General features: G+C 70.9%; 22 protein-coding genes. 7 read left to right on the top strand and 15 right to left on the bottom strand.

Features of this window, described 5'->3' with window-relative positions; translation table 11 throughout:
• The first annotated feature begins 101 nt into the window (after positions 1-101).
• The 5 genes from ACODT0_RS10500 to ACODT0_RS10480 all read left to right on the top strand — a co-directional run bounded on the left by ACODT0_RS10500 (position 102) and on the right by ACODT0_RS10480 (position 6,062).
• Entirely contained in the window at positions 102-1,250 is a 1,149-nt protein-coding gene (locus ACODT0_RS10500; protein ID WP_261205858.1) for a PilT/PilU family type 4a pilus ATPase, read from the top strand.
• A gap of 14 nt (positions 1,251-1,264) precedes the next feature.
• Positions 1,265-2,443, top strand: coding sequence for a succinyl-diaminopimelate desuccinylase (gene dapE / locus ACODT0_RS10495; RefSeq protein WP_489041204.1), 1,179 nt, complete (start codon positions 1,265-1,267; stop codon positions 2,441-2,443).
• Positions 2,440-3,312 carry a 50S ribosomal protein L3 N(5)-glutamine methyltransferase gene (gene prmB / locus ACODT0_RS10490; RefSeq protein ID WP_057591749.1) on the top strand — a complete coding sequence of 291 codons (873 nt, stop codon included), beginning with the start codon at positions 2,440-2,442 and terminating at the stop codon, positions 3,310-3,312. Before dapE ends, prmB begins: the two co-directional genes overlap by 4 nt.
• A gap of 160 nt (positions 3,313-3,472) precedes the next feature.
• Positions 3,473-5,452 carry an ABC-F family ATP-binding cassette domain-containing protein gene (locus ACODT0_RS10485; protein ID WP_057591750.1) on the top strand — a complete coding sequence of 660 codons (1,980 nt, stop codon included), beginning with the start codon at positions 3,473-3,475 and terminating at the stop codon, positions 5,450-5,452.
• 106 nt (positions 5,453-5,558) lie between these two features.
• Entirely contained in the window at positions 5,559-6,062 is a 504-nt protein-coding gene (locus ACODT0_RS10480; RefSeq protein ID WP_057591751.1) for a hypothetical protein, read from the top strand.
• Here ACODT0_RS10480 and ACODT0_RS10475 read toward each other — a convergent pair.
• Positions 5,995-6,231 carry a hypothetical protein gene (locus ACODT0_RS10475; protein ID WP_489041203.1) on the bottom strand — a complete coding sequence of 79 codons (237 nt, stop codon included), beginning with the start codon at positions 6,229-6,231 and terminating at the stop codon, positions 5,995-5,997. The genes ACODT0_RS10480 and ACODT0_RS10475 overlap by 68 nt on opposite strands.
• Positions 6,232-6,250: 19 nt before the next feature.
• Complete coding sequence (locus ACODT0_RS10470; RefSeq protein WP_489041202.1) at positions 6,251-6,652, bottom strand: helix-turn-helix domain-containing protein; 402 nt, start codon at positions 6,650-6,652, stop codon at positions 6,251-6,253.
• A gap of 66 nt (positions 6,653-6,718) precedes the next feature.
• On the opposite strand from ACODT0_RS10470, the gene ACODT0_RS10465 reads away from it, so the two are divergent.
• Together ACODT0_RS10465 and ACODT0_RS10460 are read left to right on the top strand one after the other, a co-directional pair.
• Positions 6,719-7,522 carry a helix-turn-helix domain-containing protein gene (locus ACODT0_RS10465; RefSeq protein WP_082321551.1) on the top strand — a complete coding sequence of 268 codons (804 nt, stop codon included), beginning with the start codon at positions 6,719-6,721 and terminating at the stop codon, positions 7,520-7,522.
• A gap of 264 nt (positions 7,523-7,786) precedes the next feature.
• On the top strand, positions 7,787-8,314 hold the full coding sequence (locus tag ACODT0_RS10460; protein ID WP_261205863.1) for a nucleoside 2-deoxyribosyltransferase: 528 nt from the start codon (positions 7,787-7,789) through the stop codon (positions 8,312-8,314).
• 1 nt (position 8,315) lies between these two features.
• Here the strand turns inward: ACODT0_RS10460 and fliR are convergent, their stop codons facing one another.
• The 13 genes from fliR to ACODT0_RS10395 form a co-directional block, all read right to left on the bottom strand.
• Positions 8,316-9,086 carry a flagellar biosynthetic protein FliR gene (gene fliR, locus ACODT0_RS10455; protein ID WP_057591753.1) on the bottom strand — a complete coding sequence of 257 codons (771 nt, stop codon included), beginning with the start codon at positions 9,084-9,086 and terminating at the stop codon, positions 8,316-8,318.
• A gap of 19 nt (positions 9,087-9,105) precedes the next feature.
• A complete protein-coding gene (fliQ, locus tag ACODT0_RS10450) occupies positions 9,106-9,375 on the bottom strand; it encodes a flagellar biosynthesis protein FliQ (RefSeq protein WP_057591754.1) in 270 nt (89 codons plus the stop codon).
• Positions 9,372-10,121, bottom strand: coding sequence for a flagellar type III secretion system pore protein FliP (fliP, locus tag ACODT0_RS10445; RefSeq protein WP_489041201.1), 750 nt, complete (start codon positions 10,119-10,121; stop codon positions 9,372-9,374). The genes fliQ and fliP overlap by 4 nt, the downstream gene beginning before the upstream one ends.
• Positions 10,102-10,398, bottom strand: coding sequence for a FliO/MopB family protein (locus ACODT0_RS10440; protein ID WP_057591756.1), 297 nt, complete (start codon positions 10,396-10,398; stop codon positions 10,102-10,104). Before ACODT0_RS10440 ends, fliP begins: the two co-directional genes overlap by 20 nt.
• 25 nt (positions 10,399-10,423) lie before the next feature.
• On the bottom strand, positions 10,424-10,789 hold the full coding sequence (gene fliN, locus ACODT0_RS10435) for a flagellar motor switch protein FliN (RefSeq protein ID WP_057591757.1): 366 nt from the start codon (positions 10,787-10,789) through the stop codon (positions 10,424-10,426).
• Positions 10,779-11,768, bottom strand: a complete 990-nt coding sequence (fliM, locus tag ACODT0_RS10430; protein WP_057591758.1) for a flagellar motor switch protein FliM — start codon at positions 11,766-11,768, stop codon at positions 10,779-10,781. Before fliM ends, fliN begins: the two co-directional genes overlap by 11 nt.
• A gap of 13 nt (positions 11,769-11,781) precedes the next feature.
• On the bottom strand, positions 11,782-12,348 hold the full coding sequence (locus tag ACODT0_RS10425; protein ID WP_057607213.1) for a flagellar basal body-associated FliL family protein: 567 nt from the start codon (positions 12,346-12,348) through the stop codon (positions 11,782-11,784).
• Between the two features lie 107 nt (positions 12,349-12,455).
• Positions 12,456-13,709: a flagellar hook-length control protein FliK gene (locus tag ACODT0_RS10420; RefSeq protein ID WP_489041200.1), complete on the bottom strand. Its 1,254-nt coding sequence runs from the start codon at positions 13,707-13,709 to the stop codon at positions 12,456-12,458.
• Positions 13,706-14,155: a flagellar export protein FliJ gene (gene fliJ, locus ACODT0_RS10415; protein ID WP_489041199.1), complete on the bottom strand. Its 450-nt coding sequence runs from the start codon at positions 14,153-14,155 to the stop codon at positions 13,706-13,708. Before fliJ ends, ACODT0_RS10420 begins: the two co-directional genes overlap by 4 nt.
• Positions 14,152-15,558: a flagellar protein export ATPase FliI gene (gene fliI, locus ACODT0_RS10410; RefSeq protein WP_057591762.1), complete on the bottom strand. Its 1,407-nt coding sequence runs from the start codon at positions 15,556-15,558 to the stop codon at positions 14,152-14,154. Before fliI ends, fliJ begins: the two co-directional genes overlap by 4 nt.
• Entirely contained in the window at positions 15,545-16,222 is a 678-nt protein-coding gene (locus ACODT0_RS10405) for a FliH/SctL family protein (RefSeq protein WP_489041198.1), read from the bottom strand. The genes fliI and ACODT0_RS10405 overlap by 14 nt, the downstream gene beginning before the upstream one ends.
• Positions 16,223-16,265: 43 nt before the next feature.
• Entirely contained in the window at positions 16,266-17,258 is a 993-nt protein-coding gene (gene fliG, locus ACODT0_RS10400) for a flagellar motor switch protein FliG (protein ID WP_057591764.1), read from the bottom strand.
• 15 nt (positions 17,259-17,273) lie between these two features.
• On the bottom strand, positions 17,274-18,023 hold a 750-nt coding region (locus ACODT0_RS10395; protein WP_489041197.1), incomplete at its 5' end, for a flagellar M-ring protein FliF C-terminal domain-containing protein.

Raw genomic sequence — 18,023 nt, 5'->3', positions numbered from 1 at the left:
TCGAAAGATCGATCCGGGCGGCCCGAGGGGGCCGCTTTTTTTCCGTTCCACCAGAGCGCCACGACGGCACCGCCGAACGACCGAGGAGAAGGAGAGCGACGATGAACATGATGGAGCGAATTCTTCGGCTGATGGCCGAGCGCAAGGCCTCCGACATCTACCTGTCGGCGCACTCCCCGGTGCAGATCCGCATCAACGGCGTGTGCGTGCCGGTCAATGCGCAGGTGCTGCCGCCGGCCGCGCCGCTCGCGCTGCTGGCCGAGGTGGTGCCGCCCGCGCGCATCCAGGAGCTCGAGGCCAACGGCGAGCTCAACATGGCGGTGGCGATCGAGGGCGCGGGCAACTTCCGCATCAGCGCGATGCGCCAGCGCGGCACCTATGCGGTGGTGGTGCGGCACATCGCCTCGGTCATCCCGGGCTTCGACGAGCTCAACCTGCCCGACATCCTCAAGACGCTCATCATGGAAAAGCGCGGGCTGATCCTGATGGTGGGCGCCACCGGTGCCGGCAAGACCACCACGCTGGCCTCGATGCTCGACTACCGCAACGAGCACGCCAGCGGCCACATCCTCACGGTCGAGGAGCCGATCGAGTTCACCTACACCAACAAGCGCTCGCTGGTGAACCAGCGCGAGGTGGGCAGCGACACGCAGTCGCTGCAGACGGCGCTGAAGAACGCGCTGCGCCAGGCGCCCGACGTGATCCAGATCGGCGAGATCCGCGACCGCGAGACCATGACCGCGGCCATCGCCTATGCGCAGTCGGGCCACCTGTGCGTGGCCACGCTGCATGCCAACAACAGCTACCGCGCGCTCAACCGCGTGCTGAGCTTCTTCCCGGTCGAGGTGCGCCCCACGCTGCTGGGCGACCTGGGCTCGGCGCTGCGCGCCATCGTCTCGCAGCGGCTGCTGCGCACGCCCCAGGGCGCGCGCGTGCCCGCGCTCGAGGTCATGCTCAACACCGCGCTGGTGGCCGAGCTGATCGAGAAGGGCGACTTCTCGGGCGTCAAGGAGGCGATGGAGAAATCCATGGCCGAAGGCTCGCAGACCTTCGAGGAAGACATCGCGCGCCTCGTGATCGAGGAGCGCATCACCCGCGAGGAAGGGCTGGCCCATGCCGATTCGCCCACCAACCTCATGTGGCGCCTGCAGAACCGCCAGGCGCCCAAGCCCCAGGCCGACGAGCGGCACCTGACCGACCAGCTCGACGAGCCCACCTTCACCGACATCACGCTCGACGTGAAATTCTGAGAACCGCCCACCCGATGTCCCGCACGCTCCAGCTCGCCGAACAACTGATCTCGCGCCCTTCCGTCACCCCCGACGACGCGGGCTGCCAACAGATCCTGGGCGAGCGGCTCGCGCGGCTGGGCTTCACGCTCGAGACCATCGAGAGCGGTCCGGCGGACTTCCGGGTCACCAACCTGTGGGCGGTGCGCCGTCCGGCCGACGCCTCGGCCGACACGAAAACGCTGGTGTTCGCGGGCCACACCGACGTGGTGCCCACCGGCCCCGTCGAGCAGTGGACCAGCCACCCGTTCACGCCCACGCACCGCGACGGCAAGCTCTACGGCCGCGGCGCCTGCGACATGAAGACCTCGGTGGCCGCCTTCGTGGTCTCGATCGAGGAATTCCTGCAGGCCGTGCCCGATCCGCGCCTGACGCTGGCGCTGCTGCTCACGAGCGACGAGGAAGGCCCGGGCGTCGACGGCACCGTGGTCGTGTGCAATGCACTGGCCGCGCGCGGCGAGAAGCTCGACTACTGCATCGTCGGCGAGCCCACGGCCGTCGAGCGCTGCGGCGACATGATCAAGAACGGCCGCCGCGGCACCATGAGCGGCAAGCTCACGGTCAAGGGCGTGCAGGGCCACATCGCCTACCCGCACCTCGCGAAGAACCCGGTGCATGCGGTGGCGCCCGCGCTGGCCGAGCTGGTCGCGATCAACGCGGCCGGCGGCTGGGACGCCGGCAATGCCTGGTTCCAGCCCACGAGCTGGCAGATCAGCAACTTCCACGCGGGCACCGGCGCGAGCAACGTGATCCCGGGCAGCGCGGTGATCGACTTCAATTTCCGCTTCTCGACCGAGTCCACCCCCGAGTCGCTGCAGCAGCGCGTGCAGGCCGTGCTCGACGCGCATGGCGTCGACTGCACGCTGGCCTGGACCGTCGGCGGCCTGCCCTTCCTGACCACGCCGGGCGAACTGGTCGCGGCCGTGCAGGGCGCGATCCGCGACGAGACCGGCATCGAGACCGAGCTGTCGACCAGCGGCGGCACCAGCGACGCGCGCTTCATCGCCAAGGTCTGCCCGCAGGTGGTCGAGCTCGGCCCGGTGAATGCCAGCATCCACAAGATCGACGAGCACATCGACGTGGCCGAGATCGAGACGCTGAAGAACATCTACCTGCGCACCCTGAAGCAGCTCGACGCTGCCCTCGCGGCATGAAGACCGTCATCGCGCTGATCGAAGCCGGTGCCGAGCAACTGGAACAGGCCGGCGTGGCCTTCGGCCATGGCACGGCCAACGCCTTCGACGAAGCGGCCTGGCTGGTGCTGTGGCGCCTGAAGCTGCCGCTCGACGAACTCGACGCCGTGGCCGACACGCCGGTGGCGCCGGCCGACGCGGCCAAGGTCGAGGCGCTGATCGCCGAGCGCATCGCGAGCCGCAAGCCCGCCGCCTACCTCACCAAGGAAGCCTGGCTGCAGGGCGTGTCCTTCTACGTCGACGAGCGCGCCATCGTGCCGCGCAGCTTCATCGCCGAGCTGATCGCCGACGGCTCCATCGACTACTGGCTCGGCGAGCACACGCAGCGCGTGCTCGACCTGTGCACCGGCAACGGCAGCCTCGCGGTGCTCGCGGCGCTGACCTATCCCGAGGTGAGGGTGGACGCGGCCGACCTGTCGGTGGCGGCGCTCGAGGTGGCGGCGATCAACGTCACGCGCCACGCGCTCGATGCGCGCGTGACGCTGATCGAATCCGACGGCCTCGCGGCCACGCCCGGCCCCTACGACCTGGTGCTGTGCAACCCGCCCTACGTCAACAGCGACAGCATGGCCGCCCTGCCCGCCGAATACCGCGCCGAGCCCGAGCTGGCACTGGCCGGCGGCGCCGACGGCATGGATTTCGTGCGCCGGCTGTTCGCCGACGCGCCCGCGCGCATGAGCGAGCACGCGGTGCTGGTGCTGGAGATCGGCAACGAGCGCGAGCACTTCGAGGCGGCGTTTCCGCAGCTCGAGGTGGTGTGGCTCGAAACCTCGGCCGGTGACGACCAGGTGCTGCTGGTCACGCGCGATGCGCTGTTGAAAGCGGGCTGACCGGACGCGAAGAACGCGAAGATTTCGCGAAGGACGCGAAAGAAACCAGGAAATCTCTTTTTTGCGTCCTTCGCGAAATCTTCGCGTCCTCTGCGTCCGGTACCCGTATTCCGCCCCCCTTTCGGCCCAACTCGGATAATCCGGGGTTGGGCTCCATTTCATGATCACTCTCAAGAACGTCATTCTTCGCCGCAGCGCCAAGGTCCTGCTCGACGGCGCCACCGTCACCCTCAACCCCGGCGAGAAAGTCGGCCTGGTGGGCCGCAACGGCGCGGGCAAGTCCACGCTGTTCGCGCTGCTCAACGGCACCCTGCACGAGGATGGCGGCGATTTCTCCGTGCCCAAGCAGTGGCGCATGGCGCAGGTCGCGCAGAACATGCCCGAGACCGAGGAGTCGGCCACCGACTTCGTGGTGGGCGGCGACACCCGCCTGGTCGAGCTGCGCGAGGCGCTCGCGCTGGCCGAGGCCGCGCACGCGACCGATCCCGACGATGCCGACGCCGGCATGGCGCTCGCGCATGCCTACACCGACCTGGCCGATGCCGGCGAGCACGACGCCGTGCCGCGCGCGCAGGCGCTGATCCTGGGCCTGGGCTTCAAGGCGCACGAGCTCGACGCGCCGGTCAACAGCTTCTCGGGCGGCTGGCGAATGCGGCTGCAGCTCGCGCGCGCCCTCATGTGCCCGAGCGACCTGCTGCTGCTCGACGAACCCACCAACCACCTGGACCTCGACGCCCTGGTCTGGCTCGAAGCCTGGCTGCAGCGCTACGCGGGCACCATGATCGTCATCAGCCACGACCGCGAGTTCCTCGACGCCGTGACCGACGTGACCCTGCACATCGCCAACGCCCAGCTCACGCGCTACGGCGGCAACTACAGCAAGTTCGAGGACATGCGCGCACTGCAGATGGAGCAGCAACAGCAGGCCTTCGTCAAGCAGCAGGACAAGATCGCCCACCTGCAGAAGTTCATCGACCGCTTCAAGGCCAAGGCCAGCAAGGCCAAGCAGGCCCAGAGCCGCGTGAAGGCGCTCGAGCGCATGGAGCGCGTGGCGCCGCTGCTGGCCGAGGCCGACTTCAGCTTCGAGTTCAAGGAGCCGGGCAACATCCCGAACCCGATGCTGTCGATCAGCAACGCGAGCTTCGGCTACGAGATCGAGAACGAGGAACCCAAGACCATCCTGCGCGGCGTCAACCGCTCGGTGCTCGCGGGCCAGCGCATCGGCATCCTGGGCGCCAACGGCCAGGGCAAGTCGACGCTGGTGAAGACCATCGCGCGCGAGATGGGCGCGCTGGCCGGCCAGGTCACCGAGGGCAAGGGCCTGAACATCGGCTACTTCGCGCAGCAGGAACTCGACGTGCTGCACCCCGAGAGCAACCCGCTCGAGCACATGGTGCGCATGGCGCGCGAACTCGGCAGCAGCGTGAAGGAAGCCACTGGCGAACAGGCGCTGCGCGGCTACCTCGGCAGCTTCAACTTCAGCGGCGACATGGTGAAGCAGCCCGTGGGCACCATGAGCGGCGGCGAGAAGGCGCGGCTGGTGCTCGCGATGATGGTCTGGCAGCGGCCCAACCTGCTGCTGCTCGACGAACCCACCAACCACCTGGACCTCGCCACGCGCGAGGCCCTGGCCGTGGCGCTCAACGAGTTCGAGGGCACGCTGATGCTCGTGAGCCACGACCGCGCGCTACTGCGCTCGGTCTGCGACGAGTTCTGGCTCGTGGGCCGCGGCGTGGTCGGCGATTTCGACGGCGACCTCGACGACTACCAGCGCTACCTGCTCGACGAGGCCAAGCGGCTGCGCGAGGAAGCCAAGGTGGCGAACGCAGCCGCCGCCGCGCCGGTGGCCGCGCCCGCCCCCGTGGCGCCGCCGGCCGCGTCGCGCAAGCAGGACGCCCAGGAGCGCCAGCAGCGCAGCGAGCAGGCCAAGCCGCTGAAGCGCGAGCTCTCGAAGATCGACGAGCGCATGGCCGCGGCCGGCAGCGAGCGCACCGCGCTCGAGGCCCGGCTGGCCGAGCCGCTGCCGCCGGCCGAGATCGCCGAGGCCGGCAAGCGGCTCAAGGCGCTCAACGACGAGATCGGCCAGCTCGAGGAACGCTGGCTCGCGCTGTCGGACCAGCTGGAAGCCCTGAGCGCGTGACGGGCCTGAAACGCCTGTAACGCTTGCAGGCCTTGAACCACCGCCCGGCCGGACCATCTATCGGAAGATCCCCATCCATCCGACGACCACCCGGGAGGTGCATCGCATGCCATCCGCCATCGAACTGGCCCAGGGCGACGAGAAGCTGATCGCCGCCATCCACCGCAGCCGGCGCCTGCTCGGCCGCAAGGCCCTGATGGCCGCGGCCGCCAGCGCGGTGCCGCTGCCGGGCGTGGACTGGATGGCCGATGCTGCCCTGCTCTCGCGGCTGGTGCCGCAGATCAGCGCTGAATTCGGGCTCTCGGTGACCCAGATCGACCGCCTCGGCACGCACCAGCGCGAACGCGTGCAGAAGGCCGCCACCACCGTCGGCGCGCTGCTGGTCGGCCGGCTGGTCACGCGCGAGCTGCTGATCAAGCTCGCGCGCCATGCCGGCATGCGGCTCACGGCCAAGCAGGCCACCAAGTACGTGCCGATCGCCGGCCAGGTGGTGTCGGCCGCGCTCGGCTATGCCGCGCTGCGTGCCCTGGGCGAACAGCACATCAAGGATTGCGTGCGCGTGCGCACCGTGCTCGCGCTGCCGCCCGCCGAAGCGCCCGCGTCCGCCTGAGCGTTTCGCGATCGGGCGCGGCCAGCGCCAGCGCCGCGCCGAGGGCCAGGCCGAAACCGCCGAGACCGAGGGCCAGCATGTTGCCGGCCTGCCAGCCGGCACAGATCACCGCCGCCGACACCAGCAGCAACAGGATGCGCAGCTTGCCCTCGAAGCCCTGGCGCGGCATGGCCTGTCCGGCGCATCGATCAGTCGCGGTGCATCGCGGGCCAAGGCAGCGGGCCCCGCGGAAAGGGGCGCAGCACCACCGGGGGCAACGCGGGCCGGCGACGGGACGAGGCGCCGGCCCCGGCCGGCGTGGACGCCGGTGCGGGAGCAGAAGCCGCAGGTGCCGATCCCGGTGCGGCGGGCTCGGCCGGCGCGGCGCGCGTCGAAGGTCGGCCCCTGGGCGCCCGCGGCGCCACCGGCCCTTCCTTGAGCTGCTGTTCGTAGGCGGCGCGCAGCGCGTCGTAGGTGCGCAGCATCACGTCGCGGTCGCCGTAGCGACCGATCTTGCTGATGGTGGGTTGCGGAATGCCGGTCCGTTTCTGGATCTGCTTCTGCGTAAGTCCCATGGCGCGAAGCGCCAGTACGAGCTCTTGTGGCTTCATGGCTGACTCCCTTTCGCCCATTCTAGAGTTGAGAGTGAATATTCCCTCACGCTTAAATTCGCGCCCATGGAAGATCCCCTCGCGGCACGGGCGCTGGCGGCTCGCAAATTCGCCAAACTGACACAGCGGCAGGCCGAGGAGCACTCAGGCGTGCGGCAATCCGACATCTCGAAGATCGAGCGTGGGGAAACGGTACGGCCCTCGGGTCTGGTGCAGCTCGCGCGCGCCTACCGCTGCGATCCGATCTGGCTGGTCACCGGCGAGGGCCGCGCCCCCTGGGAGGAAGCCGCGCTGCCGCGCTCGAGCGACATCACGGGCGAGCGCGACGGCCCCTACCGCGTGACGCGCGTGCCGCCGCCGATCCCGTTCTACCGCCCCGGCACGCCCGGCACCGTGCCGTTGATCACCTGGGAGCAGGCCGCCACCTGGACCGGCCCGACCATCCCCGAACCGCCACCGCCGGCCCCGCCGCCGCTGCCACTGAACGTGCGCGAGCTGCGCAAGGGCAAGCTGCCGCCCGCGCCGCCGCCGCAACCGGTGCCCGCCGAGATGTGGATTCCCTGCGTGAGCCGCCACAGCGAGCTGGCCTATGCGGTTCGCGTGCGCGGCGACAGCATGACCGCGCCCAGCGGCCACCTCAAGAGCTATCCGGTCGACGCGATCATCTTCGTCGACCCGCAGCGCGTGCAGCCCATGGATGGCGAACGCATCGTCGCCAGGCTCGACGCCAGCGGCGAGGTCACCTTCAAGGCCTTCAAGCAGGAGGACGGCCGGCGCTGGCTGCAGCCGCTCAATCCCGCGCACGAGCCGATCCGGCTCGCGTTCACCGTGCTGGGCACGGTCATCGGCAAATGGGAAGACGAGGACTGAACCGGGCGCCGTCGCCACGAAGAATGAGCCCAGAATGAGCGCGCGCCTCAAAGGGCCAAACGGCGCGTACGGTCAGGTTGCATGCAGGTTCGGAGCGCACATTAAGGGCTCTCCCTGTGACCTGTACCTCTGATCCTCCCTCCTCCGCAGGTCACCTTCCAGCCCGCCTCGTGCGGGCTGTTTTTTTTGTGGCGCGACCCGATGCGAAATGCCAGGGCGCATCGCCCTACGCGCATGCGCGCCGCGTCGCCGCATACTCGGCGCATGAACGCAGCTTCCGACCGCGTGCGGCGCGTCTACCTCGCCGGCCCCGATGTCTTCCGCGCCGATGCCACCGAACGCCTGCAGCGCCTGGTCGAGGCCTGCGCGGCGCGCGGCTTCGAGGCGCTGCCGCCGGCCGAGGACGCGAGCGGCCCGGCCACGCCGCCGGCCGAGGTGGCGCAGGCGATCTACGACACCAACATGGCGCTCTTGCGCCGCGCCTCGGGCGTGATCGCGGACCTGTCGCCGTTCCGCGGCACCGAGCCCGATTCGGGCACGGTGTTCGAGGTCGGCGTGGCGATCGCGCTGGGCCTGCCGGTGGTGGGCTACGGCATTCCCGAGGGCAGCTACGCGGCACGCGTCGAAGCCGCGTTGCCCACGCGGCGCGATGCGAACGGCACGCTGCGCGACGCGAACGGCATGGCGGTCGAGGGCTTCGAGCTGCCGCTCAACCTGATGCTGGCCTGCTCGATCCGCATCGCGCGCACGGCCGAGGAAGCGCTCGAGCTGCTGCGCGAGCGGCTGGGCTGACTCAGCGCCCGCCCGCGGCGGTCGTGATCATGCGCTCCATCAGCGCGAGCAGCGGCTGCTCCATCATCGGCAGCACCAGCGCGATGCCGGCCAGGCCCGCGGTCAGCGTGACCGGGAAGCCGATGGCGTAGATGTTCATCTGCGGCGCCACGCGCGAGACGATGCCCAGCGTGAAGTTGACGAACAGCAGGAGCCCGATCATCGGCAGCGCGATCCACATCGCGCTCGCGAACAGGTCGGTGCCCAGCTCGTGCATGCGCGTGCGCGCCAGCGCCTGCAGCAGGCTGCCGCCGACCGGGAAGGCCTCGAAGCTGCGGATCACCGCCATCAGCACCGTGAGGTGGCCGTTGATCACCACGAAGAACAGCACCGCGATGTTGCCGAAGAAGCGCGACACGGCGCTGGTCTGGCCGCTGCTCACGGGGTCGAAGAAGGAGGCGAAGTTCAGCCCCATCTGCAGCCCGACCAGCTCGCCCGCGAACTCGACCGCCGCGAACACCATGCGCACCGAGAAGCCGATCGCCATGCCGATGCCCACCTGCTGCACCAGCGTGCCGAGCATCGCGGCATCGTTGAGGCCGATCATCGGCGGCGTGTCCAGCGTGGCCTGCGCGCACAGCGCGACCATGAAGGCCAGCCCGATGCGCGCGCGCACCGGAAAGGCACGCGAGGAGAAGACCGGCGCGGTGGTGAACACGCCCAGCACGCGCAGGAAGGGCCACAGCACGGGCGTGACCCAGGCCATGAGCTGGGCTTCGGTGAAGGTCAGCACGGCAACGGAAGAAGGCGCGCTACAGCACCATCTGCGGAATCGACTCGATCACGCGGCGGATGTAGTCGACCAGCGTGGCGAGCATCCACGGCCCGGCCAGCGCGAACACCGCCACGGCCGCCACCAGCTTGGGCACGAAGGCCAGCGTGGCCTCGTTGATCTGCGTGATGGCCTGGAAGATGCTCACGACCAGGCCCACGACCAGCACCACCAGCAGCACGGGCAGCGACACGGTCAGGAGCATGACCAGCGCCTCCTGCCCCATGGTCAGGACCATCTGCGCGTTCATGTGGCGAAGCTCGCGGCGAGCGAGCCGATCAGGAGGTTCCAGCCGTCCGCGAGCACGAACAGCATGAGCTTGAACGGCAGCGCGACCAGCACCGGCGACAGCATCATCATGCCGAGCGACATCAGCACGCTCGAGACCACGATGTCGATCACCAGGAACGGGATGAAGATCATGAAGCCGATCTGGAACGCCGACTTGAGCTCGCTGGTGGCGAAGGCCGGGATCAGCACGCGCATCGGCGCGGTCTCGGCCTTCACGTCGGCCGGCAGCTTGGCCAGCCGCGCGAACAGCGCGAAGTCGCTCTGGCGCGTCTGCTTGAGCATGAACTGGCGCATCGGCGTCTCGGCGCGCTTCAAGGCCTCCTCGAAGCCGATGGCATTGGTGCTGTAGGGCTTGTAGGCCTCGTCGTAGACGCGGTCCAGCGTGGGGCCCATCACGAACACCGTGAGGAACAGCGACAGGCCGATGATCACCTGGTTGGGCGGCGCCGATTGCGTGCCCAGCGCCTGGCGCAGCAGCGACAGCACGATCACGATGCGCGTGAAGCCGGTCATCATCAGCACGATGGCCGGCAGGAACGACAGCGCGGTGAAGAACAGCAAGGTCTGCACCGGCACCGAGAAGCTGGTGCCGCCGCTGCCCGAGCCCACCAGCAGCGGCAGCTGGCCGCCGGCCTCCTGCGCGAAGGCGAATGCGGGCGCGAGCAGCGCGGCGGCCGCGAGGGCCTTAGCGCGGCAGTTGCGCATGCGGCACCTCGGAAGACGCGGCCGGCAGCGTGTGCAGGCAGGTGATCGACTGGCCCGTCACGCCCAGCACCAGCCAGGTCCGCGCGCCCTCGGGGCCGACCTCGACCGTCACCACGCGCTGCTGCGGCCCGACCGCCACCGCCGACAGCAGGCGCGAGGCGGAACCGCCCGCGCCGGCCGCACCGAGCCCGCGGCGCTGCTGCAGGCGGCGCAGCACGAACGGCACGGCGCAGATCAGGCCGATGAAGACGACGATGGTGAGCAGGCTCTGCGTCATGGAGAAGAACGGAAGGAAGGCCGCCTCAGACCCGGTTGAGCCGGCGCAGCCGCTCGGCCGGCGCGACCACGTCGGTCAGCCGGATGCCGAACTTGTTGTTGACCACCACCACCTCGCCCTGGGCGACCAGGTAGCCGTTGACCAGCACGTCCATCGGCTCGCTCGCGAGCGTGTCGAGCTCCACGATCGAGCCCTGGCCCAGCTGCAGGATCTGCTTGATCGGCACCTTCTTGCGGCCCAGCTCCACCGAGAGCTGCACCGGGATGTCGAGCACGCGCTGGATGTCCTGCAGCGGCGCCGCGCCCGCAGCGGCGGCGCCCGCGGGCACTTCCTCGAGCGCCTCGGCCCAGCCGCCGGCGGCGTTGTCGGGGGTGGCTTGATCAGTGGACATGTGAACCTCCAAGCCAGTGCGGGTCGTCGCCGCGCAGGCATTCGTCGATGCGCAAGGCGTAGCGCGCGTTGTGGGTGCCGTAGTGGCAGATGAAGACGGGAGCGCCCTCGACCGAGGCCACCAGCTGCGGCAGGCGGTCGAACTGGATGAAGTCGCCGGGCTTCATGCTCATGAGCTGCGCCACCGTGACCTCGGGATGGGCCAGCTCGGCCACCAGCGTGACCTCGGCGGCCTGGATCTCGCGCGTGAGCATGGTCACCCAGCGCCGGTCCTCGGCCATCTCGCGCGCCTGCTGCGCGCCGTAGAGCACCGAGCGGATCGGCTCCAGCGAGGCGTAAGGCAGGCAGACGTGGATGTGGCCCGTGACGCCCGCCACGCTGACCTTGATCAGGTTGACCAGCACCGTGTCGCCGGGCGCGGCCACGTCGACGAACTGCACGTGCGTCTCGGAGCGGTCGGGCACCAGCTTGAGCGGATACACGTCCTGCCAGGCGGTGTTGTAGGCCTGGCAGATCGCGCCGAGCGCGCGCTGGATCACGCGTTGCTCGGTCGGCGAGAAGTCGCGGCCCTCGATCGGCGCATGCACCGTGCCCGAGCCGCCGTACAGCGCATCGACCAGCGCCGAGATCAGCGTGGACTCGCAGACCACCAGCGCGCGGCCGCGCAGCGGCGGCATCGCCACGATGTTGAAGTTGGACGGCAGCGGCAAGGCACCGAGGAAATCGGAGAAGCGCAGCAGCTGCACCGGCTCGATGGCGATGTCGGCGCTGCGGCTCACGAGCTGGAACAGGCCCTGGCGCAGGTTGCGCGCGAAGCGGTCGTGCACCACGTCGAGCGTGGGCATGGGACGGCGCACCAGCCGCTCCTCGCCGGCCGTGATGTCGTAGTCGCGCGCGGCCGCGTCGGCCATGCGCTCGGCGCTGTCGGTGGAGGCCGCCGCCTCGGGCGCGGCCTCGGTGTCCTGTTCGCTGCTGCTCATGGGCGCGTCGGGCTCACTGCACGATGAAGCTGGAGAACAGCACGCCGCGCACCGGGCCGTTCGCGCGCGGCTTCCTGCGGCGCGGCGCCTCGTCGTCGTCGCCGCGTGCCGACTCGGGGTTGAGCACGCGCGTCACCTCGAGCATCACGTCCTCGGCCAGCTTCTCCTTGCCGTCGCGCTTGAGCAGTTCCTCGGAGGTGCGCTGCGACACCAGCATCAGCATCTTGCTGCGCACCACGGGCATCAGCGTCTTCAGGCGCGCGGCGGTCTTCTCGTCCTTCACGTCGAGCGTCATGCCGATCTGCGCCACGCGCTCGCCGCCCGGGTCGGCCAGGTTCACGATCAGGTTCTCGAGCGCCAGGTAGGTGGCATCGGCATGCTTGGCCTCGGGCTCGGGTTCCGCATCGGCGGCGGCGGCCGGTGCCGCGGCGCCGTTCTTGTTGAGGAAGAACCAGGTGCCGCCCGCGGCGGCGCCGCCGGCCAGCAGCACGGCGACGACGATGCCGAGCATGAGCTTCATCCTGCCCTTGGGCGGCGGCGCGGCATTGGCCATGGCGGGGTCGGCGGCTTTGGCGGACACGGTGGATTTCCTTGGGGGCACGGACGGCGGCCATCGCCATCCTCGTGCGGTCGATTATTCGATCGCGAGGGCCGCGGGAAGGGGCGGAAAAAAGGGGGGAAAACCGCTCAGACGTACAGATCGAGCGCACGCCCCGCCGGCAGCGGCGCACGCACGACCGCCGGCGCGGGCGCCGAGGCGGAGGCCGCACCGAGCCGCGCGACCCCGCGCACCACGCCACGCGCATCGGGCCGCCCTTCGCCCTCGCCGCGCTGCTGCGTGCCCGCGGACTGCGCATCCACGGTCACGCCCGACAGCAGCAGCCCCTCCTGCCCGAACAGGTCCTTGAGCTGCGCCGCGGCCTGGCCCAGCATCTGGCGCACCTCGGGCTGGTCGCTGCTGAACGCGATCTGCGCCTCGTTGCCCTGCACCTGCACGCTGAACGACACGGTCTGGCCCGGCGCGAGCTCGAGCGAGACATCGGCGCCCTGCGACTTCTGCGCCAGCCACCAGCTGACCTGCTCGGTCATGCGGTCGGCGAGCACGGCACCGCCGGCCGAGGCGGCGGCGGAGGCCGCATCGACGGGCACCATCCAGGCCGACGATGCCGGGGCGGAGGAGGACGTGCCCACGGTCGCGCTGCCGGGATCGGCGAGCGTGCCGGTGGCGCTGCCGCGCTCGGTGCTTTTCTCGGCGCGGCGCGGCGCGGCCACGGTGGCGACGGTTTCCGTCACCGCGGCCTGGATCGTTCGCGCCTGCGCGGACAACGAGGCGGCGGCGAGTTCCTCCTTCGGCGGCAGGGGCTGCGACGGCGCGGTGCGTGGCGGCGCGGCCGCGGCATCGGCCGCCGCCAGGTTCGCCAGGCGCTGCGCCGTGCCGCGCACGGTCGCCGTTGCATTCGGCTTGGCGGCGGGCGCGGCGGGCACATCGGCAGCGGCCTCCTGCGTGGTGCCAGGCGTCGTCGGCAACGCGGGCCTGCCCTTGGCGGGCCTCGGCCCCGCTCCGGCGCCGTCCACGGCATCGACAGCGACCTCGGCCGTGGCGACGTGCACGTCCCCCGCCTTGCCCTCGCCGCTCACGAAGGCGCCCTGCGCCAGCAGCATCCAGGGCTCGACGGCCGGCTGCGTGGTTGCGGGCACGGGCGCGCCGGCAAGCGCCTCGTCGGCCTTCTCGTCGTCTTTCGCCGCACCCGCGGCGGGTGTCTTCGCGGGCCTCGAAGCGCCCTCCTCGCCGGCCGCTTCCGCCGCCTCCGAGGCCTGTGATTCATTCGCGCCCTCGAGCGCCCGGTCGAAGGCATCGGCCGCGCCGCCTGGCCCGCGCGCTGCCGGCGCACGCGCGGGCAGCAAGGGATCGACGCTCGTGCGCGCGACTTCGACGCTCATCGCCATTCCTCCGACCGTTCGCCGTGCCTCCGATGCTGCAAGGCCGCCTGCTCGTCCGTCTGTTTCTGCGCGCGCCGGTCGGCCTGCAGCTGCAGCTCGCGCTCGCGCGCCTGCACGAGTTGGCGCAGGCTCTCGAGCCGCGCCTCGGCCTCGCGCACCGGCACGGCCGCGCGCTCCACGCCCTGGCCGAGCTCGCGCACGATGCCGGTCTGCAGCGCGATCGCGTGATCGAGCCGCTCCATGAACTGGTAGTGGTGGCGCATCAGCTCGGGCGTGCAGCTGAGCGAGCGCGTGGCCCAGCGCGCGGTGCATTCCTGCGCGTAGCTCTCGAGCTGGTCGAGCTGAACCTGGGCCGCGAGCCACTTCTGGCGCGCCTGCCCGAGCACCTGCACCGCGGCGTCACGCCGGTCGCGCGCCATGTCGGCGGCTATCTCTAGGCCGCTCATGGCTGCCGTCCCTCGAGCACGTCGGCCATGCCGCCGAGGCTGACATCGAAAGGCGCGCTCTCGTGCATGCGCTGCTGCAGGAACGCGGTCATCGCGGGCTGCAGCCGGATCGCCTGGTCGAGCGCCGGGTCGCTGCCCGCGGCATAGGCGCCCACGCGCACCAGGTCGCGGCTCTTGCGGTAGCGCGAATAGATGGCGCGGAAGTGGCGCGCGCATTCGAGGTGGCCGGCCGAGGCCACGTTGTGCATCACGCGCGAGGCCGACTGCTCGATGTCGATGGCCGGGAAATGCGCCTCCTCGGCCAGCGCGCGCGACAGCACGATGTGGCCGTCGAGGATGGCGCGCGCGGCGTCGGCGATCGGGTCCTGCTGGTCGTCGCCCTCCGACAGCACGGTGTAGAAGGCGGTGATCGAGCCCACGCCGTTGAGGCCGTTGCCGCTGCGCTCCACCAGCCGCGGCAGCTTGGCGAAGCACGAGGGCGGATAGCCCTTGGTGGCCGGCGCCTCGCCGATCGCCAGCGCGATCTCGCGCTGCGCCATCGCATAGCGCGTGAGCGAGTCCATCAGCAGCAGCACGTGCAGCCCCTGGTCGCGGAAATGCTCGGCCACAGCGGTGGCATAGCTCGCGCCCTGCATGCGCAAGAGCGGCGGCGAATCGGCCGGCGCGGCCACCACCACCGAGCGCGCGCGGCCCTCGGGGCCGAGGATGTCCTCGATGAATTCCTTCACCTCGCGGCCGCGTTCGCCGATCAGGCCGACCACGATCACGTCGGCCGCGGTGTAGCGCGCCATCATCCCGAGCAGCACGCTCTTGCCCACGCCCGAGCCGGCGAACAGGCCGATGCGCTGGCCGCGCCCGACGGTCAGCAAGGCATTGATCGCGCGCACGCCGGTATCGAGCGGCTCGCGCACCGGGTCGCGGTCCATCGCGTTGATCGGCGCGCGTTCCAGCGGCTCGGCGCTGACCTCGGTCAGCGGGCCCAGGTCGTCGAGCACATGGCCCTGCGGGTCGACCACGCGGCCCAGCAGGCCGTCGCCCAGCGGCAGGCGCAGCGCGCCCACGCGCGGCGCGATGCCGGGATCGGCCTCGCCGAGCCGCGGCACCGGCACATAGGGCGCGGCGGGCACCACGCTGGCGCCGCTCGACAGGCCCTGCACCTCGCCGGCCGGCATCAGGAAGGCGCGGTCGTTCGAGAAACCGACCACCTCGGCCAGCACTGCGGGCTGGCTGCCCATGCGCACCAGGCACTGCGAGCCCACGGGCGCGCGGATGCCCGAGGCCTCGAGCACCAGGCCGGTGAGCCGGGTCAGCGTGCCGCGCGCCTCGAGGCCGGCGTCGTGCGCCAGCCGCGCCTGCGCGTCGGCCATGAACTGACGCCAGTCGAGCGGGTCAGCCAGCCGCATCCGGGTCCTTCGGCGCCGCGTCGTCCTGCCACGGCATCGCCAGGCCCAGCGCCGCGACCGCGCGCGACCAGCGCGTGGCCACGCCGCCGTCGATGACGGTGCCGGCCGACTCGACCAGGCAGTCGCCGGGGGCGATGCCAGCGTCGGCCACCACGCTCACGGGCTGGCCTTCGAACTCGGCGCGCAGCGCGACGCCCATCATCTCGAAATCGGTGGGCGACAGCCGCACGGCGCTGGCCTTGCCATCGACCGCGAGCATGGCGAGCGCCTCGCGCACCACCGGCTCGAGCACGGTCGGCCGGGTCGCGATCTCCTGGCGCAGCACCTGGCGCGCGAGCGCGCAGGCGATCTCGAGCGTGCCGCGCGCGAGCTCCTGCTGCACCTCGGCCAGTTGCGCCTCGGCGCTTGCGAGCAAGGCGGCCACGCGCTGCGCGGCCTCCAGGCCCTCGTTGGCCTGGTAGGCCTCCATCTGTTCGCGCGCCTCGGCCTGCGCGGCGGCGCGGCCGGCCGCATAGCCTTCGTCGCGGCCCTGCTGGCGCGCCTCCTCGATCGCCTCGGGATCGACCACGCCGCCGAGCACGTTGCCCTCGGCACCGACGGCGGCGAACTGCCAGCGCGCGAAGCGCGCGACGTCCTCGCCGCGGATGAAGGCACCGCGGCTCACGCCCGGACCTCCGTCGTTTCAGCAACCGTCATGCGTGCGCCCATCAGACGAACCCGCCATCGCCACCGCCCAGCATGATCTGGCCTTCGTCGGCGAGCCGGCGCAGCGCCTTGAGGATTTCCTTCTGCTGCGCCTCGACCTCCGACAGCCGCAGCGGCCCGCGCGCCTCGAGGTCCTCGCGCAGCGCCTCGGCCGCGCGCGAGGACATGTTCGAGAGGAACTTGTCGCGCAGCGGCGGCGCCGCGCCCTTGAGCGCGACGATCAGCGTCTCGGACGCGATCTCCTTCATCACCAGCTGCAGCGACTTGTCGTCGAGCTTCATCACGTCGTCGAAGACGAAGGTCAGGTCGGCGATCTGCTGCGCCAGCTCGGCATCGTGGTTGCGGATCGCCGCGATGGCCTGCGCATCGGCACCGCTGCCCAGCAGGTTGATCATGCCGGCGGCCGTGCGCGGTCCGCCCAGCGAAGGCTTGCGCACCTTGGCACCGCCCGAGAGCACGCGGAACATCACCTCGTTGAGGTCTTCGAGCGCGGCCGGCTGGATGCCCTCGAGCGTGGCGACGCGCAGCAGCACCTCGGCGCGCTGCAGGTCGGGCAGCTGCAGCAGGATCGCCGAGGCGTGCTCGGGCTCCAGGTGCACCAGGATCGCGGCCACGATCTGCGGATGCTCGAGCTTGAGCACCTCGGCCACCGAGGGCGCGTCCATCCACTTGAGGTTCTCGATGCCGCTGAGGTCGGCGGTCTGCAGGATGCGGTCGACCAGGATCGAGGCCTTCTCCTCGCCGAGCGCGTGGCGCATCACCGAGCGCACGTAGTCGCCCGTGTCGGCCGCGAACAGGCTCTGGCCCGCGGTGGCGGTGATGAAGCGGTCCGCCACCTCGCCGAGGCGCTCGCGCGACACCGCGCGGGTCTTGGCGATGGTCTCGCCGATCTTCTGCACTTCGCGCGGCGACAGGTGCCGCAGCACCTCGCCGGCTTCCTGTTCGCCGAGCGACATCAGGAGGATCGCCGCGTCGTTGAGTCCCTGTTCGTCCATCTGTCTGGTTTCCGCTCAGCCGTGGACCCAGGTCTTGACGATGTTCGCCACCGCCACCGGGTTCTGCCGCGCCATCTGGCGCGCGCCCTCCAGGCGCATCTGCTCGGGCACCTGTTCCTGCGGCGAGGGCACGGCCACCGCCTCGGGCGCGCCGAGCGCGGGCCGCTCGGGCGTGTCGGCCACCATCGCGTTGAGCTGGCTGCCGGTGGGGGGTCCGCCGAGCGCCGGCGTGATGCTGCCGGGCAGCGGCTTGGCCGCGGCCATGGCCTTGAGGCCGGGGCGCACCATGCCCAGGAGCACGATCGCGCCGATCAGCACCAGCCCCACGGGCCAGGCGAAGCTGCGCGCCAGCTCGAGCGTTTCGGGGCGCTTCCACAGCGGCAGTTCGACCTGCACCGGCGCGTCGACCAGGAACGGCGTGTTCATCAGGTTCACCGAGTCGCCGCGTTCCTTGTTGAAGCCGATGCTCTCGCGCACCAGCGCCGTCATCTGCTCGACCTGCTGCGCCGACAGCGCGGTCGGCACCACCTTGCCCGCGGCATCGGCCACGCCCTGGTAGTTGACGACCACCGCCGCGCTGAGCCGGCGGATCTGGCCGGTGGCGCTGCGCACGGTCTTCACGGTCTTGTCGACCTCGTAGTTGATGGTGGACTCGCGCTTGCCCGGCGGGCGCTGCGCCGCGGCTCCCGCGGCCGCCGCACCGGCCGGCGCGAGCGCCGCGGCCGGGCCGTTGACCGGCGCCGACGAGGCCCCGGGCGGCTGGTT

This window comes from Variovorax sp. FG153 (assembly GCF_057809595.1).
The sequence above is the reverse complement of the archived record's forward strand: the minus strand, read 5'-3'. Positions and strand labels throughout refer to the sequence as shown.